Annotated in this window: 23 protein-coding genes; 5 read left to right on the forward strand and 18 right to left on the reverse strand. The window is 55.5% G+C overall.

The genetic code is table 11. The annotated features are described in order from the left end of the window. The first annotated feature begins 5 nt into the window (after positions 1-5). Positions 6-830 carry a type III pantothenate kinase gene (locus ASB57_RS21920; protein WP_057654123.1) on the forward strand — a complete coding sequence of 275 codons (825 nt, stop codon included), beginning with the start codon at positions 6-8 and terminating at the stop codon, positions 828-830. A gap of 214 nt (positions 831-1,044) precedes the next feature. On the opposite strand, the gene ASB57_RS21925 is transcribed toward ASB57_RS21920, so the two are convergent. Together ASB57_RS21925 and waaC are read right to left on the reverse strand one after the other, a co-directional pair. After that, a complete protein-coding gene (locus ASB57_RS21925) occupies positions 1,045-2,373 on the reverse strand; it encodes a 3-deoxy-D-manno-octulosonic acid transferase (RefSeq protein WP_057654124.1) in 1,329 nt (442 codons plus the stop codon). Positions 2,374-2,410: 37 nt separating this feature from the next. After that, positions 2,411-3,382, reverse strand: a complete 972-nt coding sequence (gene waaC, locus ASB57_RS21930) for a lipopolysaccharide heptosyltransferase I (protein WP_057654125.1) — start codon at positions 3,380-3,382, stop codon at positions 2,411-2,413. Positions 3,383-3,623: 241 nt separating this feature from the next. Here waaC and ASB57_RS21935 point away from each other — a divergent pair, with 241 nt between their 5' ends. From ASB57_RS21935 to ASB57_RS21950, 4 genes are read left to right on the forward strand one after another with little or no spacing between them, the layout of a single operon-like run. Next, positions 3,624-5,180 carry a CDP-glycerol glycerophosphotransferase family protein gene (locus tag ASB57_RS21935; RefSeq protein WP_057654126.1) on the forward strand — a complete coding sequence of 519 codons (1,557 nt, stop codon included), beginning with the start codon at positions 3,624-3,626 and terminating at the stop codon, positions 5,178-5,180. Further along, a complete protein-coding gene (locus tag ASB57_RS21940; RefSeq protein WP_057654127.1) occupies positions 5,180-5,917 on the forward strand; it encodes a class I SAM-dependent methyltransferase in 738 nt (245 codons plus the stop codon). Before ASB57_RS21935 ends, ASB57_RS21940 begins: the two co-directional genes overlap by 1 nt. Next, entirely contained in the window at positions 5,914-6,513 is a 600-nt protein-coding gene (locus tag ASB57_RS21945; RefSeq protein ID WP_057654128.1) for an HAD family phosphatase, read from the forward strand. Before ASB57_RS21940 ends, ASB57_RS21945 begins: the two co-directional genes overlap by 4 nt. Continuing rightward, positions 6,489-7,133 (forward strand): NTP transferase domain-containing protein, encoded by a 645-nt coding sequence (locus tag ASB57_RS21950; protein ID WP_082621756.1) that lies wholly within the window; start codon positions 6,489-6,491, stop codon positions 7,131-7,133. The genes ASB57_RS21945 and ASB57_RS21950 overlap by 25 nt, the downstream gene beginning before the upstream one ends. A gap of 42 nt (positions 7,134-7,175) precedes the next feature. Here ASB57_RS21950 and ASB57_RS21955 read toward each other — a convergent pair whose 3' ends face one another. From ASB57_RS21955 to ASB57_RS22030, 16 genes are all read right to left on the reverse strand, one after another. Continuing rightward, complete coding sequence (locus tag ASB57_RS21955; protein WP_082621757.1) at positions 7,176-8,855, reverse strand: glycosyltransferase family 39 protein; 1,680 nt, start codon at positions 8,853-8,855, stop codon at positions 7,176-7,178. A gap of 63 nt (positions 8,856-8,918) precedes the next feature. Further along, entirely contained in the window at positions 8,919-9,884 is a 966-nt protein-coding gene (locus ASB57_RS21960; protein ID WP_057654131.1) for a glycosyltransferase, read from the reverse strand. A gap of 13 nt (positions 9,885-9,897) precedes the next feature. Next, a complete protein-coding gene (locus ASB57_RS21965) occupies positions 9,898-11,004 on the reverse strand; it encodes a DegT/DnrJ/EryC1/StrS aminotransferase family protein (protein WP_057654132.1) in 1,107 nt (368 codons plus the stop codon). After that, a complete protein-coding gene (locus tag ASB57_RS21970; protein WP_369822741.1) occupies positions 11,001-11,483 on the reverse strand; it encodes an FdtA/QdtA family cupin domain-containing protein in 483 nt (160 codons plus the stop codon). The genes ASB57_RS21965 and ASB57_RS21970 overlap by 4 nt, the downstream gene beginning before the upstream one ends. A gap of 34 nt (positions 11,484-11,517) precedes the next feature. Next, positions 11,518-13,473: a DUF563 domain-containing protein gene (locus ASB57_RS21975; protein ID WP_197424787.1), complete on the reverse strand. Its 1,956-nt coding sequence runs from the start codon at positions 13,471-13,473 to the stop codon at positions 11,518-11,520. Positions 13,474-13,573: 100 nt separating this feature from the next. After that, the gene (locus tag ASB57_RS21980; protein ID WP_057654134.1) at positions 13,574-14,134 is read right to left on the reverse strand and encodes a GNAT family N-acetyltransferase; all 561 of its coding nucleotides are present in this window, start codon (positions 14,132-14,134) and stop codon (positions 13,574-13,576) included. 18 nt (positions 14,135-14,152) lie between these two features. After that, positions 14,153-14,896, reverse strand: coding sequence for an ABC transporter ATP-binding protein (locus ASB57_RS21985; protein WP_057654135.1), 744 nt, complete (start codon positions 14,894-14,896; stop codon positions 14,153-14,155). Between the two features lie 24 nt (positions 14,897-14,920). Beyond that, the gene (locus tag ASB57_RS21990) at positions 14,921-15,721 is read right to left on the reverse strand and encodes an ABC transporter permease (RefSeq protein ID WP_057654136.1); all 801 of its coding nucleotides are present in this window, start codon (positions 15,719-15,721) and stop codon (positions 14,921-14,923) included. Between the two features lie 87 nt (positions 15,722-15,808). Beyond that, a complete protein-coding gene (locus ASB57_RS21995) occupies positions 15,809-16,213 on the reverse strand; it encodes a GtrA family protein (protein ID WP_057654137.1) in 405 nt (134 codons plus the stop codon). Further along, a complete protein-coding gene (locus ASB57_RS22000) occupies positions 16,210-17,523 on the reverse strand; it encodes an NAD(P)/FAD-dependent oxidoreductase (RefSeq protein ID WP_082621758.1) in 1,314 nt (437 codons plus the stop codon). The genes ASB57_RS21995 and ASB57_RS22000 overlap by 4 nt, the downstream gene beginning before the upstream one ends. A 1-nt stretch (position 17,524) precedes the next feature. After that, entirely contained in the window at positions 17,525-18,463 is a 939-nt protein-coding gene (locus ASB57_RS22005) for an NAD(P)-dependent oxidoreductase (RefSeq protein WP_057654138.1), read from the reverse strand. Then, positions 18,460-20,034 (reverse strand): hypothetical protein, encoded by a 1,575-nt coding sequence (locus ASB57_RS22010; RefSeq protein WP_156414236.1) that lies wholly within the window; start codon positions 20,032-20,034, stop codon positions 18,460-18,462. The genes ASB57_RS22005 and ASB57_RS22010 overlap by 4 nt, the downstream gene beginning before the upstream one ends. A gap of 8 nt (positions 20,035-20,042) precedes the next feature. Continuing rightward, entirely contained in the window at positions 20,043-20,786 is a 744-nt protein-coding gene (locus ASB57_RS22015; RefSeq protein ID WP_057654140.1) for an SDR family oxidoreductase, read from the reverse strand. Continuing rightward, positions 20,783-22,090, reverse strand: a complete 1,308-nt coding sequence (locus ASB57_RS22020) for an FAD-binding oxidoreductase (protein WP_057654141.1) — start codon at positions 22,088-22,090, stop codon at positions 20,783-20,785. Before ASB57_RS22020 ends, ASB57_RS22015 begins: the two co-directional genes overlap by 4 nt. Then, complete coding sequence (locus tag ASB57_RS22025) at positions 22,090-23,529, reverse strand: UbiA family prenyltransferase (protein ID WP_057654142.1); 1,440 nt, start codon at positions 23,527-23,529, stop codon at positions 22,090-22,092. Before ASB57_RS22025 ends, ASB57_RS22020 begins: the two co-directional genes overlap by 1 nt. Then, positions 23,526-25,463 carry a glycosyltransferase family 2 protein gene (locus ASB57_RS22030; protein ID WP_156414237.1) on the reverse strand — a complete coding sequence of 646 codons (1,938 nt, stop codon included), beginning with the start codon at positions 25,461-25,463 and terminating at the stop codon, positions 23,526-23,528. Before ASB57_RS22030 ends, ASB57_RS22025 begins: the two co-directional genes overlap by 4 nt. Between the last annotated feature and the right edge of the window lie 3 nt (positions 25,464-25,466).

Here is a 25,466-nt window from a genome sequence, read left to right on the forward strand (position 1 = left end):
GGCTTATGGCGATCCTGATTGATTCGGGCAATACCCGTCTGAAGGTCGGCGCGCTGAGTGTGGCCGGCACGGCGGCGGCTGATGCGGACGCGGCTGCCGCGCCGATCGCCTGCGCGTTCGATAACAACGACACGGATGCGTTCGCGGCATGGCTGGACGCCCTGCCCGTGGTGCCAAGCCGCGCGCTGGGCAGCAATGTCGCCGGTCCGGAGCGCGCCGCGGCGATCGAAACGGCACTGGCGCGGCATGGCTGCACGGTCGAATGGATCGTTCCCCGTGAGCAAGCGCTGGGCCTGACCTCGCGCTATCAATACCCCGCCCGCTTGGGCTCTGATCGCTGGGCCGCCATGCTCGGGGTGCTCAACCGCCTGCCCGCGCCACGTCCGGCTTTTTTGCTGGCGTCGTTTGGCACGGCGACGACCCTGGATACCGTGAGTGCGGAAGGTGTTTTCGAAGGCGGTCTGATTTTGCCCGGCCCGGTGATGATGCGCCGCGCCTTGGCCAGCGGTACGGCCGACCTGCCCTTGGCGCATGCTGAGCCGGTGCTGTTCCCGACGGAAACCCACGCAGCGATTTCTACCGGCGTGGCCGCTGCCCAGGCTGGGGCGTTACTGCGCCAGTGGCTGGCCGCGCGGCAGCGCTACGACGGCCGGCCCCCTGCCCTGTTTGTCGCCGGCGGCGGCTGGCATGAGGTCGAGGCGGAAACCCGGCGCCTGCTCGGCCAGGTGACTTCGGCGACGGGGGATTTGCCCTGCGTGCCGCAGGTGGTCGACAATCCGGTGTTGGATGGGTTGGCCAGCTTGTTGGTGTCTGGGTCCGCCCTTTCCTGATTATTCTTTCGTAGATTCCCCTCACCTGCTATTTGGATACGCGTCGATGCGGATACTGTTCGTGCTTATCGTGCTGGCCAATGTCGTGATGTACGGCATCGGACAGGGATGGTTTGGGTTGGCGCCGTCGGAGGAAGGACGGGATCCGGGGCGATTCAGGGCGGAGTTGAATGCGGGGAAGGTGGGGGTGGGGCGGTAAGGCCTTTACTGCGGATCACGATTCATTGACGCGATGCTCAGTACCCAGCCACGGAGTCAGGTCATGCATGACTCTTTCCGTCGCACCTGAATAACCGGCGGTCCATCGTTGTGCCGCCGATCGCATTTCATTGCGCCGTTCGGAATTGCCAACGAACTCAGCCGCCAGGCGCAAGGCTTCATCCGCATCGGTGGCCTGAAAGGCCGCGCCCTCGGCCAACGCATCTTTCGTAGCCTGCGCGAAATTATTCATATGCGGCCCCACGATGATGGGCGTGCCGACCATACCAGCTTCGATCAGATTTTGGCCGCCGAAAGGTGCAAATCCTCCACCAATGATCGCGACGTCCGATGCGGAGTAATAGAAACTCATCTCACCTAATGAGTCGCCGAGCATGACCAGGACTTGGGGGGCCACGTCCTTGCTCCCAGTCGAGCGCCGTACGTATGCAATATTTTGGGACTGCAGAAGGCCCGCTACCTCATCAAACCGCTGAGGATGGCGAGGAACGATCAAAAATAGCGGCACGCGGCCATCGCCAGCCTCGCTGACGGTCGAGGATGTCTCACGCAATCCGGCAAGAAATAACGCCTCCTCGCCTTCCCGCGTGCTGGCAAGACAGATTACCGGGCGCCCCAATGCCGCATGCCATGCATGGCCTTCAGCGATCTGGTCTTCCGGAAGATGCACATCGAACTTGAGATTGCCTAGCACGCGTGGAGCCACGGCACCGGCCTCCTTCAAGCGCCGCGCGTCATCCGGTGTTTGCGCGGCGACCAGATCAAGGGTTGCATAGGCCGTTCGCATGACCTTGCCCAACCAACCAGCCTGCCGCAGTGCGGATGCCGAGAAGCGCGCGCTGACCAGCAACATCGGGATGGATCTGCTGTGCGCCGTATGGATCAGATTCGGCCAGACTTCGCGTTCAATCAGGATGCCGCAGCGAGGCGAAAAATGCCGCAGGAACCCCCTGACCGCACCGGGGAAGTCATAAGGTAACCAAGCCTGGGTCAATTGCCCTGTGCGCGCGGCTTCAGGAAACAGACGTATGGCCTCCGCTTTCCCTGTGGCAGTTGTATGCGTCAATAACAGGCGAAAGCCCTCATCCAGTAATGCCTGGATCAGAGGTTGCGCAGCCCGCGTCTCACCAAGGCTGACAGCGTGCACCCAGACCCTTGCGCGCCGTTGGTCGTGCTCGCCGTCCGGGTCATCGGGAAAGCGTCCGAATCTCTCGTGACCCAAAATACCCCACCGTCCCCCCGCCTTGCGTACCCGCAAGGCCATCCACGTCCAAATCAACGGAGCGAGCAGATACAACAACAGGGTATAGGAGCGGCGGCTCATCTGGATTTGTCAGCGTCGGTCACTAATCTTCAATCCATCAGGCAGCCAGCGCCTGTTCGACGGCTGCCAACACAACTTCGCGCGAAGGTGACTCGCCTCTATCGCCGAGGCTGGCCGTGTACGACGCACCGACCAGAGGCGTGCGCACGGGAGTGGACGCACGGTAAATGCCTATTGTGGGACGCCCGAGCGCTGCGGATAAATGGGTCAACCCGCTGTCCAGCCCCACCATCAGCCGAGCCCCAGCCAATACCTTGGCGACATCGGTAAGACTCAATCGCGGCAAAACTTCTGCATCGGGAATTTGTGCGATCAATTCGCGAGCGCGGCGGTCCTCTTCGGCATTGCCGGCAAGCAGCCTCAGCCCGCATCCGGAGTCCAATAACCTCTTGAATACAGCCCGCCAGTCCTGGTCCGGCCACAGCTTGTCCGGCCGACTCGCCGAGGGCATGATGACCGCGTAATCTTTATCGTCCTCAGGCAACTTATGCACTGCTCTGGAAGAGCTGAATCGTTGCAGTCCAAAATCTGGCGCACCTGAAAAGGTATAGCCGAAAGTCAATGAAGCCAGCGTGCGCTGTCTGATGACTGCCGGTTGCCAAAACTCCACTCGATGACGCACGTCATAAAACAGCGATGCCAAGGGCTCCCGGGCTGAGCGCCAATCCAAACCATGGCGTACCCCCTGCGTCTGCCGGACCAACCAGGCGGATTTCAGTAGTGCTTGCATGTCGAGCACGACGTCGTATTTAACATCTCGCAACCGTTCGCCGAGCAACCTGCGTTCTTTGCGCACGCTCGCCGACCACCACGCCTTGCGCCAACGTCGGTGTGCGACCTTGATTACGGTATCAACTGCTGGATGCCATGCGGGAATTTCAGCGAAGCTTTCTTCCACGATCCAATCGATCTTGGCGTCCGGAACATTCGCGGCGATATCAGAAATCGCGGGCAACATATGAACGAGGTCGCCCAAAGATGATGTGCGGACGATGAGGATTCGTGACATTTATAGAAACAAAGGTGGGGTGCCAGCAACAGAACTGTAATATGATATCGCGGCATAGCAGACCTCGCACCGAGCGCCGCCTATTCCCCAAACTGGCTAGGTCCGCGCATCCCGAGTGAGGTACGCCGCGTCAGCAAAGCCTCGGTTCTCGCATCTGTCGACCACACCCGTCGAGCAGTCAGGGCAGGATCAAGAACTACGCATTCTACCCTCAACAACGCCTGTTCCGACCAACTACCTCATGGTGAAGAAGCTACTTCGGCACTTGCGCGAAACACTGACAATTACGCGCGAAGTCCGCCAACTGAGCAATGTGCATTTGGATGCGCTGTCTGCAACGCAACACGCTATCCAGAGCCAAACGGATGCGCTCGCGCGCCAGACGGATGCACTCGCAGTTTCGCTCAAACAGAACGTCGCTTCATTCTCGGAGCGGTTTGATCAAGAATTGGATTTCAGACCGGCTGTTAACGACCTGCGCGATCGCCAGAAAGATACCTCAGAAACACTGGAGCGACTGGAAAGCGAATTGCAGCGTGTGACCGCGGAAGCTTCCGAGATCGCGACGACGCTCAAGCAAGTGCTTGCGCGTCAAGTACGGGATAGCGCACAACAGGCTTCAGCCAAGATTCGCCCAATACGCGTCCGCTTCTTTTTTCAAGCGCCTGAAACCTGGACCACGTGGGAAAGCGTTTGGCGCGCATGCAACGCTCATCCTCGCATAGACCCGCTGATGGTCTTACTCCCCTTCAATCACGACAGTGCGCTGGGAGAAGATAAAGCGCGCAACTTTCTGGCTGATCAGAGCATACCGTTCGTAAACATATCCGCGTACCAGCTCGACCTTGACGCGCCGGATATCGTATTTCTGCAGAATCCGTATGACTCGACGCGTCCCGCCGACTTTGGGGTTGAACGAATCATCGCAAGTGGTGCCCGCATTGCCTACATCCCATATGGCCTGGACGTAGGCGGTGGCTCCGATAACCTCAGGTGGCAGTACGATCTCGACGTCCAGCGCTATGCATGGCGTGTATTCGCGCGCTCCGAAGCGCACAGACGTATGTACGGCCGCATTTGCCAATCCGGTAATCGGCATGTGATCGTAACCGGGCATCCAAAGATCGACTACATAGTTCGTTGCGGGCAGTCTGCGCGCGTACCTGAGGAGCAACCCGAAAATCGCGCAAAAGTGATCCTCTGGACGCCCCATTTCACCGTAGAGCCTGGGGGATGGTCGACTTTTTCTCTTTATGCAAACGCGCTGCTTTCCTACTTCGAGGCTGGCCCCCAGAATCTGCGGCTGCTCATTAGGCCGCATCCCTTGTTCTTCGGGCGTTTACGTCAACAAGACGCGGCTACAACAATGAGTGAATCAGAGTTCCGCACGCGGATAGCTGAGTCGCCATTTATTGAGTTGGATGAAGAACCTCAGTATTTCGCGACATTCGCGAAGTCCGATGCGCTGATGACGGACGCGGGATCGTTCCTGCTGGAATACCTGCCGACCGGGAAGCCAATTTTGTATCTGCACAATCCCGCTGGCCCGGGTCTAAACGAAACCGCTGATTTCGTGAACAGCTATGCGCAAGCTCACACTTTCGACGATATAACGGCATTTCTTGCCGCAGTTTTGGACGGTACCGATCTCGGTAGCGAGCGACGGCTAACCCAGATAGAACGCGTACTCCACCGTGTCGACGGCCAAGTTGGAGAGACCATTGTCGCGCACATCGTTGACGGGTTCGAAAGAGACGGATCGTACGGAGCGGGATTACCTTACACAGGGGAACAATAATGAGCCGAATCTATAACGACAAAGTCGATCTTGAACCTACACAGGTCCGCGAATTTTTCGAGACTCGCGGCCGCAATATTTCAAGCCAAAATCCGCTGACTAGCATCATGTACCAGGATAAGAATCCTGAGTTGGCCGTGCAACGCGATCTTTTCGAAAAGCAGCGAGTGTTGCCACTCCTGCAATTGAATAAGAGCGTTCATGTTCTGGATATTGGCTGTGGAATTGGCCGCTGGGCAGAGCCCCTTCTAGGGAAGGTCGCCAGCTATCACGGGGTCGACTTCAGCACCTCGCTCATCGAAGCAGCGAGAAGCCGAGTCACCGATTCCTCCTGCAGTTTTCAAGTACTTGCAGGGCAGGATGTGGCCCTCGATCGTCTTCCCGCGCGGCGCCCTGTAGACCGCGTCATCATCGCTGGGGTCCTGATTTATCTCAATGATGAGGATGCACGCCGAACCTTGACTGCTGCGGCGTCATGCTGCTCAACATCAGCGTTGATTTATCTGCGTGAGCCGATTGGGTTGGAAAATCGTTTGACTCTGAAAGATTTCGCATCCGAAGAGCTCGGGGCAACGTACAACTCCATTTATCGCTCGCCGGCTGAAATGGACGAACTGCTCGCCGATACTCTGGGAGCCGCCGGGTTCAAGACGACGACTTCCGAGCGCTTATATCCAGTTCACTTGAATAACCGTCGTGAAACTGAGCAACATATATTTGTCTTCGAACGTCCATGACCACCATATTTACTTTTGATCTGGATGGCACGATAACCAAGCAGGAGTTGCTGCCCCTTATCGCATCTGCTCTCGGCCTCCAGCGCGAAATGAATGTGCTGACGAAGCTCACTCTGGACGGCACGATAGATTTTGAAGACTCCTTCAGACTCCGGTGCGCTATTCTTCAATCGATCCCGATTTCCGATGTGCAGTCCATCGTACAGGATGTTCCTCTCGATAAAGATATCGTCAAATTCATTCAAGCCAACGTCGATTCCTGCTACGTCGTAACAGGAAATCTGGATCTTTGGATCAAGCCGCTGATTGATCAGTTGGGCTGTCGATTTTATTCTTCGACCGCGCGCCATGACGGCGATAGATTGCTGGGCTTGAGGCAGATTATGCACAAGAGCAGGCCAATCAATGAACTGCGTGCGAGCGCTGCACGTATCGTGGCGATTGGCGACAGCGTTAACGACGTGCCAATGTTCGAAGCCGCCGACACAGGAATTGCCTACGGCGGCGTCCATGATCCAGCCGCCAATTTGGTCGAAATCGCAGACTACATAACTTATACGGGGAATGCTCTATGTCGCTTGTTAAACACGCTGTGATTGCCGCCGCCGGCCTGGGGTCTCGCCTCGGCCTCGGTAGACCAAAGTGTTTACTTGAGATTAACGGTGTGACGCTGTTGGAACGACAACTCAATTTGCTGCGCGACGTCCCCGACGTGCGCATCGTCGTCGGCTTTGAGGCTGATGATGTAATGCGCGCGGCGCGTAAGATCCGCCCAGATGCTATTTTTGTAAGGAACGCGGCGTTTCGGAGCACTACGACTCTGGTCAGCTATGCAATGGGGGCGGCGGGGCTCGCCGAGCCCTGCTTATTCATGGATGCAGACATCGTCTTCTCTGAGGAGAGCTTTCAGGATTTTCTGAATGCTTGCGGCGAATCCGGATTATTGATCGCCATCACACCCGCCAAGACCCTGGACGCGGTTTACGTTCATCTGGATACACAGCATAGGATTACTAAGTTCTCCCGTACTGAGCGCAGCGAGTGGGAGTGGGCCAACATGTGTTGGCTACCCCCGCGGTTCTGCGAGACTGGAGCAGGGGCAGTGTTCGAACGACTGTCATCGGAACTTCCGCTTGCCGCAAAATCGATTATTTCGTTTGAAATCGATACGCCGGAAGATCACAAGCACGCACTAGAGCATTGCGAATTTCTATAACTCTCAAAAGGCTGCGGTCAAATGCCGCAGCCTGCTCACAAATTACTTGATACCTGCGAATAGCGGCGCCAATTCCGGCTTCGCATAGAACAGCAGTTTCGAGTCGGTGGATGCGGGACTGCCGAACCTCTCCCGGTACAACAATTGTTGTACCTGTCCAACACACTGCTGCTTGGAGTAATGCAACCAGCAACTCCACTGGCTGGGACTCTCTCCGTCCATTTCCGCGACGAGCACCATACCGTTTGCCAATGCCGCATCCTCAAACTCCTGAGCAGCCGAATACCGCCAGGTTTTGTCGACTATGACCAGATCGGGGTGCAGGTTTGCAAATCCACGGTCTATATCCGCCTTGCCGCCAAATTTGAAATTATCTATGGCCTGTTTATACAGTTGTCCCGGCACGGCCAGCGACGAACTGAAGAAGACAGTCCAGGGCCTCGGTCCCAGTCTCATTAGCGGGTCGCGGACACGCATCGTGTTGAAATTGCCCAGCATCAAATCGTAGGCAACCGAGCCGGCGCTATTTAACGCGTAGGCAGGGATCGTACCCACCAGCAGGATAAGCACGGCTGCCTTGACAACGGCCCCTGCTACGCCGCGCAAAGACGATGACAAGCCAACCAACACGATCGCCGCGACGGGAAGGATAGGCAGAAGGTATGCGCGCAAAATGTAGAACCGCAACTGATCGACGATGAGAACGAGATAGACGAGCAGGAGCACGCAGCAGATATCCACGAGTTTGGCACTATTCTCGCCCCGGAATCGATTGAGCGTTAGGCGGATGACTGCCGCCCCCATCGCAACCAATAACCAGACATCCGTATCCCACATCAGCGCGATCCAGGACCTGAAAGACCTACCTATAGGCATCGACAACGTAGCGTGAAATGCATGTATCTCCTTCTGTTTGGCCAAAAAACCAGGAAAATCAAGGATCGCATATGGATGGAATGCCAACACGAGCAACAATCCAATCAACACAAATCGCCCGGCAAGGCGACTTACCACCTGTCGCTTGAGGTCAAGGAAAGCGGGATCACGGAGAGTAACCGCAAACACCACCAGTAAAGGAGCCAGCGGATAGATCATGAAACTTTGCTTGGCCAAGACAGAAGTTACTGCAGCAGCCCATGCCAGCAACAGATAACGTTCGCGAGCAGCCGGCTGCTCCACGTAATGTCTTAACGACCAGAGCATAAGAATGACAAAAAAGACACCCGCTGCCTCTGGGTGAACTTCATATGAAAACTTTGCGGTCGGCGGATAGATGGCCACCGCAAGGGTCGCAAACAATGCAATGAAATAATGTGCACCAAATTTTCGGATAGTGGCAAACAACAGTCCAATGCTGGCGACGGTGAATGCGAACGATACCGCCTTGGCCCAAGCGGCGAAGACCGGAAAACCGATTTCCGCACCGCCGAACACCGCTTTTAAGGCAATGATCCCCCACACCACGATGCTGTTGTAGACCCATCCATATATGCCGGTGTGGTACTGATGGGTTTGATTTAGATTAACTGGCGGGCCAACAATTCTTAGGTAATCCTGCAACAATGAGCCACTGTCGACCCACGCACCGGTTGCTTGTTGGTAGTCGGCATTGTGTAGATAGACCATGCGACCCAAAAGCAGCGTAAACAACAGCATCAGACCGAGGCAGGTAACTATATCGTAGGCTTTCGGCTGTCTGGGATCTGAAATTTTTTCGGACATTTTTAATATTTGATTTTTTGGCGTGGGCGACTGGCTGACTGCGCCCTCAACAAAGGCATCGATTTAGAGATTTTGCTTATTTTCGCCGGCGTTATATAGCATTCGAAACAGGTTGAGCCCCCGTTCACCCGCTTCCGCCATGAACGCTTGATCATCGAACAACTGAATCGCCATTGAAAGGCCGAGAGCACGAACCTCTTCGCGTGGGTGTGACAGCAGCAGACCGCTTTTCTCAAAAGCGGAGATTGGAGCATTGGGATTCACTTGCGGACGAAAAATCTCGGGGAATTCTTTCCGCAGGACCGCTGGACACGCGTCGTCCAATGACCTACGTATCACAAGTGGAAGCTCAACCAACATTGCAAAATCGCGCGCCGACGAGGAGAGATTCGAAAAATGTCGCCGATATTTGACAACCCGTTGCTCAAACACGGCGAGACTACAGCCTAGAGCGCAGGCCCGTAGCCAATAATCGTAATCCTGCAGCTGTATAAGACCTGGATGGAAGAATCCGATTTTTTGCGCTGCTGCAGCACTCATCATAGTGCTGGATGCACATAAGAAGTTCCCTTGCAGCAACAGTCGTTGAAAGATTGAACGTCCAGTCAGACCGGGATCAAAGAAAATAGGAAAATCTTCGTCGGGAAGTGGATCCCCAAACGAGTTAATTAGATGAGGGCGAGAAAAAATAATGTCGTGAGAAGTCTCCGACAATATTTCGGTCTGAGATGCGATGCGATCGGGCATCGCCACGTCATCACCACCTAAAAGCGCTATGAATTCCCCTTTAGCAGCACGCAGGCCCGTGTTAATTCCCGCACTAGGCCCACCATTTGGCTGCGAAATGAGCTCTACGTCGCTTCCGAATGCGTCCCTAATGCGAGCCGCGCCATCGTCTGTCGAACCATCATCAACGACAATGATCTGAACATTCCCGTAGGTCTGCCCAACGACGCTCTCCACGGTTTCGACGGCAAAATCCGCCTGATTGAAAACAGGGATAACAACGGAAACGAGCTTTTTTTTCATTATTAGATAACGTTCAGATCCGACCCATGAAATCCCTGATATGGCCGATCACCACATTCACGTCCGCATCGTTTATCTGCGGCCACATCGGCAGTGACAGACACTCATCCGCCATCGACTGGGCGAGAGGCAGGGAGTCACGTGCAATATTCATCATTTGATATGCACCCTGCGCATGCGGAGCAATAGGATAGTGGACCAATGTGACGATTCCACGTTCCTGCAGATAAGCCTGCAAGGCATCTCGCTGCTTGAGTTTGATCACGTACAAGTGAAAAACGTGCTCGAGGTTTGCGGGAATGTGGGGTATCTGTAGCCCATCAATTCCCGCCAGACCGTGCGAGTAGATCGCTGCGGCATACCTGCGCTGTGCGTTCGACTTATCCAAATGTGGCAACTTGACCCGCAGGATGGCAGCCTGGAGTTCATCGAGCCGCGAATTTACGCCTGCGACTTCGTGGACGTACTTGACGCTCGAACCGTAATTTCGCAGTTTTCGGATACCCTCTGCCAGAGCATCGTCGTTGGTTACGACGGCGCCGCCGTCGCCTAAGGCGCCAAGGTTCTTGGTCGGATAGAAGCTGAATCCCGCGGCGTGCCCCAGACTACCTGTACGCTTGCCATCGCATTTAGCGCCGTGCGCCTGCGCGGCGTCTTCCAGCACAAACAGGCCATGCTGTTCAGCCAGCGCCATGATTGCGCCCATCTCTGCTGGCAAACCAAAAAGGTGCACCGGCATAATCGCCACTGTTCGGGGCCCGATAAGAGCTCGAATATTGGCCACGTCCAGCGTGTAGGTAGCCGGATCGATTTCGCAAGGAACTGGCGTCGCCCCCACCATCGACACCGCGAGCCAACTGGCGATGAACGTTTGAGACGGCACGATGACTTCGTCACCAGGTCCCACCCCGCGAGCTCTCAGAGCCAAAGCCAGTGCATCCAGTCCATTGCCGACACCGATACAGTGCTTCGCGCCGCAATAGGCCGCAAACTCCTCTTCGAAGCGAGTCAGTTCCCCACCCATGATGACGTGCCCGCTGTTCAGGACTCGGTCAAATGCGCTGCGTAGATCAGCAGCAAGCGGTTCATGTTCCGCCTTCATATTGAAAAAGGGAATCATGGTTTCCTTCCTACTTTTGTCAGAAATTCTTCGTAGCTGCGTATGTAATCGGACTCTTCGTACGGCATTGACGCGAGAACCAGACACACTGCACCGGAAGAAAAATTTGTCAACTCACGCCAAACGAGCGACTTCATTAATACACCTTGGTAGGGCCGATTGCAGTTGATCGTCCGGCGTTCATATCCATTATCGAGTACAAGGTCGAAGCTGCCTGCCGCCGCAATTAGAAGCTGCTGTAACTTATAGTGCGCATGTCCAGCGCGCTCTTCGCCGGCGGGCACATCATACAGATAATAAACACGCTTTATATCAAACGGGAGGTGGTTCATCCCCTCGATAAATGTCAAATTTCCACGAGGATCGCTGATCTTTTGCAAATCCACGATTTCATAAATTTCGTCGAGCGGCACGTGGGCCGTATTTTGTCCGGTATTTTCCATCTTTTCCTCGAGTTCGCTGGCCTCGACAACTGCCATTCAGTCGCACACCCACATCCGGGCGCTGTAATTTTCAGTTGATAGCAGTCAGAATCTGCTCAACGTCAACGTAATAGTCGTCATGTACGCTGTACTTATCATCTCGAACAAAAGCCCGAGGCCCGAGCACTATTCTCACGTTGGCACCAGAAACCTGGCCAAGCAATTCCCAAAGATAGAGCTGGTGGCTTGGGTGGTCTGACGCCAGTGCTATCACTTTAGTCCCGGGAGCGCACCAGATAATATTCGTGAGTTGGGCACCAGTCGGGGCAATGATGATTTCAGCTTCGGAAAATATCCGAATCTGGGTTTCCACACTCATACCATCTACCGCAACGATCTCGAACCCGAGCGTGACTAGCTTTGCCTCTAGCTCCGCTTGGTTCAGCAACTGACGGGTATTGCCGCGCCGGCACGCATAGATCTTACGCCGCGCAGGAGCATCCCCGACCTGAAATCGATCCTTGCAAAGGGACGCGGCATGACGAATACGGCCCACGTCTAGGGCCGATTTGCGTGCGACTGGCCCGCCGTAATAAGCGTCAACCACGATCGACACGTCCGATGGGTAATACATTTCCCGGACATGATGTGCCCCCCCCCGCTCTAATATTAGAATCGGGCGACGCCCATCATTAACGATGTCCAATAAAGCGGTCATATTTTCGTGCAAACCGCTTTCGAGCAATATGGGAACATCCTTGTCGATCCCAGCCTCTTCGGCCAACAGTAACCGAGGCAGGGTCTCGGCCATGAAATGAAAATAATTGTTTGAGTATTCGTGCATCACATTGATGCCTTTGTCTACCCATGCGCCTTGGCGCAAGTGCATATCGAGCCGGAGCTTCTCATCTGCGAGGCGTCGGGCGGCGTGATATTTCAGCTCCGCCCCCTCCTCGCTCAGGAATGCGTGCTCTTCGTCATGGATGATGCGGTCGCCGGAGATGACATAGCGAGTGCCAGCGAGAGCCAACGTGTTGTTTATTTTGGCGACATAGGGGGCACCCGGATATGAGCACTCTTGCACACCGACGAGTGATTGTATCGACGACCTATAGATCACGGCAGACGACGATTTGCTAATACTGTCGGCAGCAACAGCGACTTCCTCAGCAGAGGACCCCAATGGCAGCGCCACCGTGACGCGAGTGCTTTCAAGCGCGGGGACCAGTGCGGACAGGAAGGAACGCAATTCCGCAGCCGATCTGAAAAAGTGCGGGCTGCGACTGGCAAAGCGGCCCTCGGCACGGCCATGTGCTACGTAGTGATAAAGCGGGTCCTGGCCCGACGCAGCGACATCGGGGTACTCTTGCAGGTACCACTCCCGATCGAATAACGGGCTCGGACCGTCTCCCCGCGCCCAACCGGTCTCCAGAAAATATGCCAGCGCTGTCGCTGGATCCTGCCCCGTGCGCATATGGGTCTTCACATACCACGCACTATCGAACACCGGATGCGGGTTGTTGCCGCAGTGCGCTCCGGAATCCAAATAATGGGCGAGCGGGTTTGTCTCGTCAGCCCGGCCTCCGAGGTAACGCTGGGCATACCATTTGGCATCAAATAGCGGGCCAGGATTGCGGCCTTCCTGCGCCCCAGCGGTGAGGTAATGAAGCAGAGGATTAATGCCGCTAGCCTCCACATCAGCGTACTGGTCAAAATACCACTTGCTGTCGAAAATCGGATTGGGCTTAAGTCCGGCGGCTCCGTGTCTGACGTAGTGTACGAGCGGATTAATACCAGCGGCCCGCACATCAGGGTAACGTTCCAGGTACCATTCGCTATGAAACAGCGGATTCGGATTCAGGCCCGCAAAGCCACCATAAACCAGGTAGTGCTCTGCCGGATCCTTCAAACCTGTGAGGCCATAGTGACGGACGTACCACTCGGCGTCGAAGAGACCGCTGTCCCTTAACGTACGTAGCTGGCCAGAGTGTCGATTCGCGATGGAAACCCGCCGCACTCCCGGCATTTTCAACAGAAGTTTTTTCATCAGTGGCAAAGCCCCTTGCCTCCACTTGATTGCCATGTCATTCACCAAGAGCCCCGGTACCATTCATCATTCTTAGGATCCAAACTACACGACCATATAATCAGGACGGCAAAAATTTAGCATACCGAGCTCGTGCGGCTTCATAGGCATCTTGCCTATACTCAAAGAACAGGTCCAGATCGTCTTCATTGACCACCTCCGCACCAAAACGTTGGTGGAAAGCAATTACTCGATGATTGCCCCGGCGCACGTCGAAGTGCGCCTGCTGAAATCCAAGATGATTAAAGGCAAACTCATAAATTAAAAGCGCGGATTCGATTGCCGCGTTCCGGGGCGCATTCTCAACTAACATCCAGCTGCCCCAGCAGAATGAAGGACCGCGATAATCATAGACTCGGATGGTTCCAACCGGGCGACCGGCATGATCCTCTATCATGAAGTAATACTCGGACCCGGCCGCCTCACGGGTTTTATAATTTTCGATCCATTCCTTCTGTTTTTTTACATCTGAATCTACTCGCGAGACGAACTCGTTGCGCGATTCGTTCAAACGCAGATCGAGTATGAATTGCGCATCCTCGGGCTGCGCAAGTCGCAGATTGATAGATCGTCCCTGTATCTTGCCGTCAGTCAACCGGCCTATCTCAGCATTTGAATTCATGGCTTCTCCAGACAAAAACTAACTTCCAAAGTAGGCCGTAGCAACTTCCTGCGGGCTGCCATCCATGCGAATTCTGCCGTGCTCAAGCCACAACACACGATTGCAGGTATGCAAAATCAGTTCTTTCGAATGCGTAGCGATAACGAGGATATTGGTGGACTGCACCAATTCGGTCATTCTCTCCTCCGCCTTGTGCTTGAAGCCTTCGTCACCGACAGAAAGCCACTCATCCATCAGGAGTATCTCTGGTCTAATGACCGTGGATACGGCAAACGCCAGACGCAAATGCATACCCGAGGAATATGTCCGCACGGGCATATCGATAAAATCGCCTAACTCCGAAAATTCTATTATTTCGTCCAGGCGCTCTTTGATCTCATTTCTTGGCAGCCCAAGCAGAGCACCACGCAGGAAAATATTCTCGCGGCCACTGGCTTCGGGATCTATGCCAAACGAAATGTCGATGAGCGATCCGATTTCGCCATTGATTTTTGCGACACCGCTCGACGGCTCATACACACCGCTAAGCAAGCGCAGCAGGGTGCTCTTTCCTGCGCCATTGTGACCCAGCAATCCGACGCGGTCACCGTCGCGTAACGAAAGATTTAGATTCTCGAGCGCTCGGACTACCACTCGTCCATTCTGGTCCGCGCTCAGCTGCCCACCAGTTGCCACCTGAAAAAGGCGTTTTTTCAGTGAGCGGGCGCTAGCCGTATAGATGGGAAACTCAACGCTGACTTGTTCAAATGTAATTGAAGCCATGATATTAAAACCCTCGCAACCCTCTTAAACCCAATAGACGACGCGTCGGCGATAGCGTCCATAGAAGGCCAGAGTGATCACCCACCCCACCACGCACATAGCGGCCGAAACCCACCAGTTTTCCGCAGACGGAAGCTCTCCCAGCAGCGGCGCTCGAACCAGCTCCAGCAGATGGTAGAACGGATTGCTATCAACGATGTAGGTGCTCGCACGCGCCGGCAGTAGATGCGGCAGCCACATGATAGGAGTCAGATAAAAGACGATTTGCAGGGCGCTAGTGACTATCTGGGTGATATCTCGATAACGAGAGCATATCGTTGCCAGCAAAATAGCGCCCCAAATCAAATTCAAGACGACCAGCAACAGTCCGGGGATACTCATCAATGCTACCCATCCCACTGGTTTCTGTACCGCAAGCAACACCAAAGGAAAAATTACGATGTTGTGGGCCAGGATGATAAGGTTGCGCCAGATCATCCTAAAAATATGTACAGGCAACGGAATAGGCAACTGCTTGATCACTGCTTCCGCGGCAATGAACCCCGTACATCCTTCTGTAATGACAGTGGATATAAAATTCCAGATGATCAGACCGATGGCAAGGAACGGCAGAAATTGCTCCATCGGCGACTTGAATATTTGTCCAAAGACGATGCCGATCGTGCCAATGATGACGCCCATGCTGATAGTTAACCAGAACGCGCCGACAGAGGAGCGGCGGTAGCGCGCCCTGACATCCTGCCAGCCAAGCGTCCCGACGAGACTCAGACGGCCTGTCGCGTCTAGAATATCGCGCATGGCGCCGGAAAAAATAGAACGATTCATGAGTCAGTTTTCATGGAAAAACAGGAGTTAAGGCAAAACCCACATCACTGATGTGAAACAGGGCGCCTGCCGACCATTCTCGGCAACCTAGCGGAAGGTGGCCATTTTATGGCCCAAGTAACTTGTGGCCACGGGAAAAAGCACCCCTATTAGATGGGCGATCGCTTCAGCATGGGTGATTCCCATTGGACCGAATACCCATCTAACTAGAACCAAACTGATGATCAGCGTCTGCAACACGGCGAGCATATTGATCGCGACGAATTTGATGATTTGGGCACCCAAATCACGCCCACTTGCTTCAAAAACAAAGCTACGCATCAGCAGAAACGCAACAATCATCCCGACAATGTACGCACACACAATTGCCCAGGCATAGGGCAGCCAGAGGCTGAATATAAAGCGTGAGCCGTAGTTGGCGCCTGCGGCTATCCCTCCAGCGAGCAAGAAACGGCCAAAGGGGCCGCGCAGGACATCGATTATTTTTCTCATCGTTGGCTCGCCGCTGGCGCGGCCATCCTCGCCATTTTCCGGCCGAACCCTATGCTCTCGGAGATGCCCCGGTCTTCGGGGTAATAGTAAGAGGTGTCAGCCACCCACAGGCCACGCACTGGCAACTCAACGGCCGGCAGATTGTCCAAATACCCCGGATCACAGATAGGCTGGGCGTACCGATAGCGGCTTGCACGCATGTCGATGAAGTCCGCGTCCGTCAGCGCGGGGTTCACCTTTTTTAGATAGCGACGCACCTTGTCAAGGAACACTTCGTCAGAGTCCTGATACTTGGGGTGCTCACCAGGTAGGTAAAACGGGACGTACACCACGCTTTGTTCGAGCGGGCGCAGGTTGGTGTATTCAACGATCCCTGGAATATCCATCTCCGGGTCATTCGTGTTCAGCCAGAAATTTTCGGTGACCGGTTTTCGTAGCTTTGCGATAACGCACACGACAGCTATGTTTTTTAGTGCTTGAAAACGCGTTAAGACGTCGGCAGACAAGTCCGGCATGACACGCGGAACCAGAGGCAGAGGAATCGTGCTGACCACCTTGTCGAATGCGTGAAACTCACCCTTGCTTTCGACACCCTGGACCTTGCCCTCGTTCATTACCACTCTGGAGACTGGCGAACTCAGGCGAAACTCGCCGCCCAGTGCCTCAATCGCCTGCCGCATTCCTTGCAACAGAGTTTCCGACCCCCCTTCCAGGTAGCCGAGTTTCTCTCGAAAAAGGTTGTAGCGGGATCGGCCAATGCGACGCACGCGGCTCCAAATCCATGCTGCGGATAGGTTGTGCGCATAGTCATAGAATTTCAGGTCGAAAAGTTTGCGCCAAAGCACTTCGTAGGCCTCAGCACCGACCCAACGCTTGATCCAGCCAGTTGCCTCGACTTTATCGAGCGGATGCCAATCATTTCGCTTGGTCGCGAGAAATGCATGCAGTCCATAACGAAATTTAGCGATCCAGCCTAGACCCTTGAAGCGCAAAAGAGCCATGGGATTTCCCCAGGCTTGTAAACGGCCCTGGTAGAAATACCCCATTTTCGTCTCGACCCAGTGCATCTTTTTCGAGAGGCTGAGCTCATCGAGCATCTCCAAGAAGGCCGTATCTGAAATGCAGTGAAAGTGGTAGTAGCGCTCGATTGAAAGCCCACCGAAATCAAAGGCGGCAGTCATGCCACCCACCCGGTCATCCGCTTCAAAAACAACAGGCTTATGACCATCCTTGGCCAACTGATACGCAACGGCAAGACCCATGGGGCCAGCACCCAGCACCGCGATACGTTCCGACAAAAGGGCAGACATATCAGAACTCCAGTTCTACTTTGCTATAGCGCGGGTCGTTAAACGTCTCGTCGACGGCCTTGGCGAAAGGCGTGGACTCGACGCCGAAAATGCCCGGCCAGTCTATGACTTCAAATTCATCTTTCGCGACCAGCGCCTCCAGCTGTTGCGTGGTGAAGGGCGGATTGGAGTCAAATACGCCCCACACCTTCAAAAGCATGTAGAAAAGACCATAGGGAATCTTTACTATCGCAGCACGCGCACCGGTAACGCGTTTGATCTCACGGATGATGTCGATGTAATCGACGCGCTCCTGCCCTGAGATGTTGAAGACGCCTCCGGGATGTCGTTGCTCAATGCAGCTAATGATGACGTCGCAAAAGTCGCCGACATACAGCGGTTGGCGCATGTATTTACCATTCCCGGGTATCGGGAAGACTGGCTGCTTTTTCATGAAGCGAGAAAGCCACCCGAGATGCTTGCGATCGAACCAACCAAACATCAACGTGGGCCGCAGGATAGGGCAAGCGATACCACTAGCCAGTACGATTTCTTCCTGTTCACGCTTGCTGCGGGTGTAGAAGTCGTCAGCGACTGACTCGACCACCGACGAACTGATATGGACGAGATACGGTGATGACCCGGCCTTGATAGCGTCGAGGATATGTCGCGTGGAATCCACATTGTTACGCTGGAAGTCTCGATAGTCATTGCCACCGATCTGCGCCTGCAGCATGACCACCACTGCGGCGTCCGCGAAGTGACGCGTCCATTCGCCCGGCTCGGCCAGGTCAGCGTACTCAACGGTAATATCGGGCTGAACTCGGCGCAGAACTTCGATATTGGCACGATGTTTATCAAGCACGACAATGTTGTCGTACCCGTGTGCCTTCAATCTGGCGACCAGGTTCTGGCCGACTAAGCCCGCCCCTCCGGGCAAAAGAATTTTTTCCTGTTTCATTGCACTTCCTGAACGAGCTGGCCGGAAACCGGCGATGTTCTGCTTTTTACTATTAGCATGCCCGCGCATGCCAGGCTAAGAGCGCCCAAAGCCGCCGCGATCCAAGCGTGCTTCAGCATCCATATCACCAAATCATCAAAATGGCCTGGCCGATGGTCCGGCGCAGACGATGGCAGCAATGCCGAGGGTAATATTTTTCGAATTCCTGGATCATCAAGGAGCATTTGCAGCCGTCCGGGATCGGGGTAGGGAATGTCCATGCGCGGCTTGTCATACAGATAGCCGCGATCCCCAGTCGCCAAATATCCGGCAACGTTCGACTGCTGCACCAGGCTGTCATGCTGCTTGCCGAGGACTGCTTCGCCAATTTCATGCCGCGCATGGTAGAAACCCACAGCAACGTAGCAGACCCAAGCAATGCACAGAAAATAGGTGGCGCGCTTTAGTCCTACATTCAAGGATCGCGCGCACCAGAGGAAGCAAGAGAAGTTTAGGAGAATGCCTACTGACAGCAGATCTAGATAACGCGGGGCGAGCACCGTTGAAGCGCGACCGTATGCCAGCGCTGTCATTTGCCCCAGGACCCACATTGCCAGTGCAAGAAGGAACCATGTGGCTGGGGCAATAGTCAATGCGCGCCGGCGGTAAAGCATCACCACGAACATCAAGACAGGCAGATTCATCAGGATTGCATGTCGCAAGTGCACAGGACGCGGCCATGACAATTCCGTCACGAGCGCGGCGATGAACTCTGTAATCGAGTGCGCTTTCAGGTCTGAATGCCCTGCCATTTGGGGAGTGCTTACATAGCAGATCACGACGAGGCCGATCAACAAACCAACTGCGGCAACTCGCGGTAGCAGTCGGGGATCGGGCCTAACCTCCATCCGCGCTGAGGCTGGTGCAACAACTCGCCGAGATTGGACAACTGCCACCATCGCCTGCAGAATCACAACCGGCACCGCGGCCGCGGCCGCAAATACTCCCGAAGCGAGAGAAAAATACGCGGCAATGGACGCAAGTACCCCCCACCACCATCCTCCGCTCAGCGCCGGCCGGCTTACCAGCAGCCAGAGTGACAGGAAACTAAATAAAAGATTGAAATAGAACTGTCCCTGAAATCCCGCAAGTGTATTTTCGCTGGCGTAAGGAACAGCATAAAGTGCCATCAAAAAAACTGAAAATGCGACGCGTGCTCCCAGTCCCAACGTCCTGGTGAGAAATGCCGTCAACAACACCAATGCGGTGGCCAGCACGACCGCGTTAGCCGTCATCTCCAGCACGGGATTCCAATTTCCGTTTAACGCGAACAGCCCTAACGCGAGCAAACGCGTGGTCAGGATCCGATGCTCGTTATGTGCGGAGAGTAAGGTCGCCCAGGTCAAATGCCCCGAAACATAGGACGGGTAAAGGATTGCTGCCTCAGCATCCCATTGGTCCCAAAACGGAACGGAACTTCCATAGCGGCCGATCAGCCACCAGCGGACGCTGACGATCAAGCAAAACACGGCGAACAACGCCAGCACGCCAGCCCAATAAGCGGACGAGCGCGTCGATTCGCGTATGGGCACCGCACTCGTCAAAGATTGCTCCGCTTGAAGATAGCGTTGGGTACCAACTTGATAATGGTCATGATCAACCGCCAGAAACCAGGGGTGTAGAGCATGTCTTTCCTACGCGCAACGGCACGGACGATATCCTCGGCCACACGTTCAGGCTGGGCTGTCAACCTGGCCGGTAGATCCAGGTTCGCCGTCATTGGCGTGGCAACAAAGCCCGGTTTGATCGTTAACACATGCACGCCAGCCTTGAACAGGCGTGCTCGCAAACCGGACGCGTATGCATCGAGCGCGGCTTTCGCGGAACCGTATAGATAATTGCTGCCTCGGCCCCGATCTCCGGCAACAGAGCCGATAACGGCCAATACGCCCCTGCCCTGCTCTTCGAAGCGACGAGCCATCAACCCCATGGCAGCAATGGCACTTTCTCCGTTGGCACGGAACTCGTGGATGGCGTAATCCAGATCCTCCTGCGCGCGGTCCTGATCTGGCAGAGTACCGTGCGCGATCAGGGCCACGTCCAAGGTCTGGAAGGTGCTCCAAGCGGTCGCACACATCCTGTCTAGCGCGGCGTAGTCAAGTGCATCGGCCGCAAACGTGTGCACGGCCAACGCACCACGGCCGCGCAAGTCGGCAGCAACCATATCGAGTTTGGCTTGATCGCGGGCGACGAGGAAAAAAGATGCTTGCTCGCCAGCGTAACGGCGGCCCACGGCCTGCGCGATGCCAGAGGTCGCACCTAGAATAAGAATGTTCAGACTCATAAGGCTACACGTTTCCAGAATTGGGACATTAAAGCAGGATCGCGTAATGCCTCGACTTGCTGCCACGCCGGATAGGCAGCGCGAAAATGGGCTGCGGACATATGTGCATCTTTGGCCGGATACAGTCTGCCACCCGCTTCGTGGACAACTTTATCCAAAGTTGCAAACAAACGGCTTATCGCAGGTTCACGCTGAGCGAAATCAAGTGCAAGCGAAGCGCCATGCAGCGGGAAAGACATCAGGCCAGGCGACTGTACCGAACCACATTGCTTGAGAACGGCAAGGAACGATCCCATGCCGCTGGCCGCAATACTTTTCAAGATTTCGGCAATCGCAGGCTCTGCATTTGCTTGCGGGATGACGCATTGATACTGCTGGAATCCGCGCCTGCCGTACATGCGGTTCCAATGAAGCAATTTATCTAATGGATAGAAGAACGGGTCGTAGCCTACGATTCGTTTCTCATCCGGCTTGCGCTGACGGTGATAGTAAAGGGAATTAAAGCACCGCAAGGACAACCGGTTGATCAAAGAAAATGGCGGGTCGACTGGCATCGATAGGCGTCCGGGCGCCGCAGCGCGTCGCGGCCCCCGGACGCTATGGTCGCCCATGATGTAGTGGCCACGGCCAAGCCTGGACCCGCTCGCGAGGCAGTCCACCCAAGCCACGGTGTACTCATGCGCAGCATCGTGCTCCTCGCTGAGCTCAAAGAACTCATGCAGGTTCCCGAAACGAATCGAGCGTTGCGCGACCAAACCGGAACGCACCGGCCTCAAGCGCAAGGTAACGGTCTGGATGATGCCGGTGAGCCCCAATCCACCTATCGTCGCAGCAAACAGATCCGGATTCTCGTCAGGCGAGCACGTCAGTAGACGCCCGTCGCTGCGCAGCAGCGTGAACTCAACGACGTGTTGACCGAACGTACCCTGAACGTGATGGTTCTTGCCGTGTACATCATTGGCGATCGCGCCGCCCAGCGTCACGAACTTGGTACCGGGAGTCACCGGCGGGAACCAGCCACGCCTCAACGATACGTCTATCACATCGCTCAGCGTCAGGCCGGCCTGAGCGCGAATGATTCCGGCGTTCCAGTCGGCGTCGATCCAGCGATCCAGACCGCGCATGGCGATGACATGATCCGAATCCGCCAGGCATGAATCCCCATAACTGCGGCCACATCCGTAGGGCAACGTGGACGCGGGTGCTCGTCCCACCAGCAACGGGGGTAGATCGTCGGGCCACGCAACGGCGCTAGCAGTCTGCGGACGTGGCGGATATCGCCCCCAGGACAGTCGCTGCCCCATCAGATCGACGCAACCGAGAATGCGATGAAAAACAACACGCCGACCCAACGGCTGACGCGATCCCGTAGTGCGAACACGATGGGGTCATCGTGCATTTCACCTCTGTGCGCTAGCAGCCAGACGCGACTCAACCAGAACAGCAGCAACGGGCACGTTGCCCACATCCATTCAGGACGTTGGTACATTCCGCTGCGCCCAATGTCGTTGATGTAGAGTGCCAGGACCAGCACAGACATATACCCGGCAGAACCGCCCAGGGATGCGAGCAGTTCAAAATCTGACGGGAAATACCCGCGGCCCGCAGCCTTTTGTTGCTTTCCCTGCTCACGTGCATCGCGTAATTCAGTGTAGCGCTTGACGAAAGCAAGACTGAGAAAGATGAATACGCAGAAAGCGAGGATCCAGAAAGTAGGTGGCAAGGACATTGCCGCCGCGCCCGCGATGACGCGAACGGTATAAAGCATGGCCAACGTCACCACGTCGAGCATTACTACGCGCTTCAACCGCAGCGAATATGCTAGCGTGAGCACGTAGTACACCGTCAGGACCGCAAGGAACGTCCAGGGCAGGAAAAGCGCCGCGATAGCAACAGCCACGACCAGCAAGGCCGGCATGGCTAACACCCCATGAAGTATGGGAAGAGTGCCGGCGGCCAGGGGGCGGAAGCGCTTGCTGCGATGCCCCCGGTCATCCTGCAAATCCATGAGGTCGTTGAGTAGGTAAACGCTCGACGCACACAGACTGAACGCAATAAATGCGATCAATCCATTCCACAATAGCCCGATGTCAAGGACACGATGAGCGGCAATGGCCGGGACGAAGATCAGAAGATTCTTGGCCCATTGATGGACACGTAATGCTTTAAGCGCCGTCTTCAAATAAGGAGGCCGGTTGTCAAAAACCTGGTCTACCTCTCCTAATTTTCGCGCTGCTGAAAGAACACCGCGCTCAGGATTAACAACATGAATGCGTGACGCGGCCGTCCAAACCTTGAGGTCTGGATGGGCATTTCCCACATACTCGAAATTGCCCGCCCCGTAACGGCTGACGAGAGCCTCGCGTTTGCGCGAAGCGGACAGATTGACTTCACCCTGTGTGCCAATAACTTCGTCGAAGATGCGGAGGTGATCGGCCACCCGCTCTGCGATCCGGTGATCGGACGCGGTAGCCAGCACCAGCCGGGCACCCGAACTTCTGCGCTCGGCGAGCCAAATCAGGAGCTCTTCGTTATAGGGCAAGCGATCTACGGGAGGCAATACTGCGTCGGCAAGCCGGCCCTTGAAATAAGATCGCCCTTTCAGGAGCCATGCGAAGAGATGGAAGAAGCGCCAGGGATAGGTTCGCAGGAACAGGAACAGGTTCTCGACAAGCATGTCGGTTTGCACCAATGTTCCGTCCAGATCAACCACCAGGTGCGTAGATCCGTTGAGTTGTGTCATTGCGTAGAAGATTGCGGATAGCGGACGGATTCCTCGGGGACCGGTTGCACCCTCGGCGGCCAAGCGTACGAAAAGTCCTCGAAATCCTGGGTAAGGTTAGGGCTGTATGCGGGATCGGCGGACAGCACTTTAGTCCAACGCGAGATCATATAGTCGACTTCCGACGCGAAACGAGCGACTTTTTCAGGTGAGTCTTCGTGCCCACGTGACACCGACTCGTGGTGATACAGCTCCGCATAGGACGCGTACACGTTCCGGTACCCCGCCTCGCGCACTCGCACGCAGAAATCCACGTCATTGAACGCCACGGTCAGTGCCTTCTCTTCCAGGCCTCCAACGGCTTCGTATATGGACTTACGCACTAGCAGGCAAGCTGCCGTCACCGCGGAAAGCTCCTGAGTCAGGATCGCTCGGAAGAAATATCCGACGTCGTTACCCGAGATGTGTTTGTGGCTGTGTCCAGCGACGCCGCCAAGCCCCAGGATGACACCGCCGTGTTGCAGATCTCCCCCCGGGTACAGCAATCGCGCACCAACCGCCCCGACACCAGGCTGCAGGGCAATCGACATCATTTCGCCCAGCCATCCGGGCGAGATGACTTCAATATCATTGTTGACGAGCGCGACGAACTCACCGCGCGCTTGGGCAACCGCGCTATTGTTAAGCAGTGAATAATTGAAGGGGCGGTCATCTCGAATGACCCTTATCCCGTCAGAGGCGGCAACCTCGTCAAAGTAGCGCAATGCGGATGGATCATCCGACCCATTGTCGACAAGAATGATCTCGTAATTCGGGTACTCCGTCTTGTCGCGAATGCTTCGAATGCATTGCCGGACCAGGTTCTCGCCGTTGCGAGTCGGAATAATAAGAGAAACCAAGGGGAGGCTCTGCGGCAAGGCGAACTGTGCGCGGTAATAACCACGGGGTTGCAGAGTCGCCGTAGCATTTGTGCCCGTACGTTTGAAATGTTCGTTGAGGGCCCGCTCACCAGCAATCGCTGCATAAGGCTTTGAATCGCCGGCCATCGCCGTGCTGTCCTTGTGCACGCGCCAGTGGTAAAGCACGCGGGGGACATGAACGATCTGCGAAGCGCTGAGATTTTCGATACAGCGCAACGCCAGATCATAGTCCTGCGCCCCTTCGAATCCGCTCCGGAAACCACCGACTTGCCGGATCATTTCGGTACGATAAGCACCCAAGTGGCTGATCATGTTGTAGGACAAGAACAACATGTAATTCCAGTCCGGCTTGAAGTGCGGCTCGAACCGGTGACCCTTGTCGTCGATCTTGTCCTCATCCGAGTACACCAACCTGGCATCCGGATTTGCTGTGATCGCATGAGCGATCCAGAACAGCGCATGTTCGGTCAGCAGATCGTCGTGGTCGAAGAGGCAAGTCCACTCACCTTCCACCAATTGAAGCGCAGAGTTGGATGCCGCCGAAATATGCCCATTGGCTGCACGGAAAACAACCTTGATACGCGGGTCCGTGTCCGCATAACGGCGCAGCAAGGCCTTTACGTTTTCGTCGGTCGACGCATCATCGGCAATACACAGTTCCCAGTTGGGATAGATCTGCGTACGCACAGATTCGATGGCGGCTTCAAGCCATGCTGGATCAGGGTTATAGACCGGCATCACCACCGAAATCACCGGCTGGGCCAAGCCGGGGACGGCAGATTTCAGGCGCGCGCGCGTTTCATCGGAAACCGTGTCATACCTGCGCACCCACTCAGAATAGTCGTTGCGGTTCACCAGAGAAGGATTGGCCGCCACGGTTCGCAAGGCCGCCAGGCCCCCTTTGATGCCCGCCCAACCACGGCGCCGGTAGACACCCCACGCCTTGGTGGAAACCGCGCGCACGCCTCCGCGCTGACGCACCAGACGGGCAACGGTACGTAACGCAATGGCCGGACGCAATACCTTCTTCAACATCGA

The organism is Bordetella sp. N (assembly GCF_001433395.1).
Taxonomy (GTDB): domain Bacteria; phylum Pseudomonadota; class Gammaproteobacteria; order Burkholderiales; family Burkholderiaceae_B; genus Bordetella_C.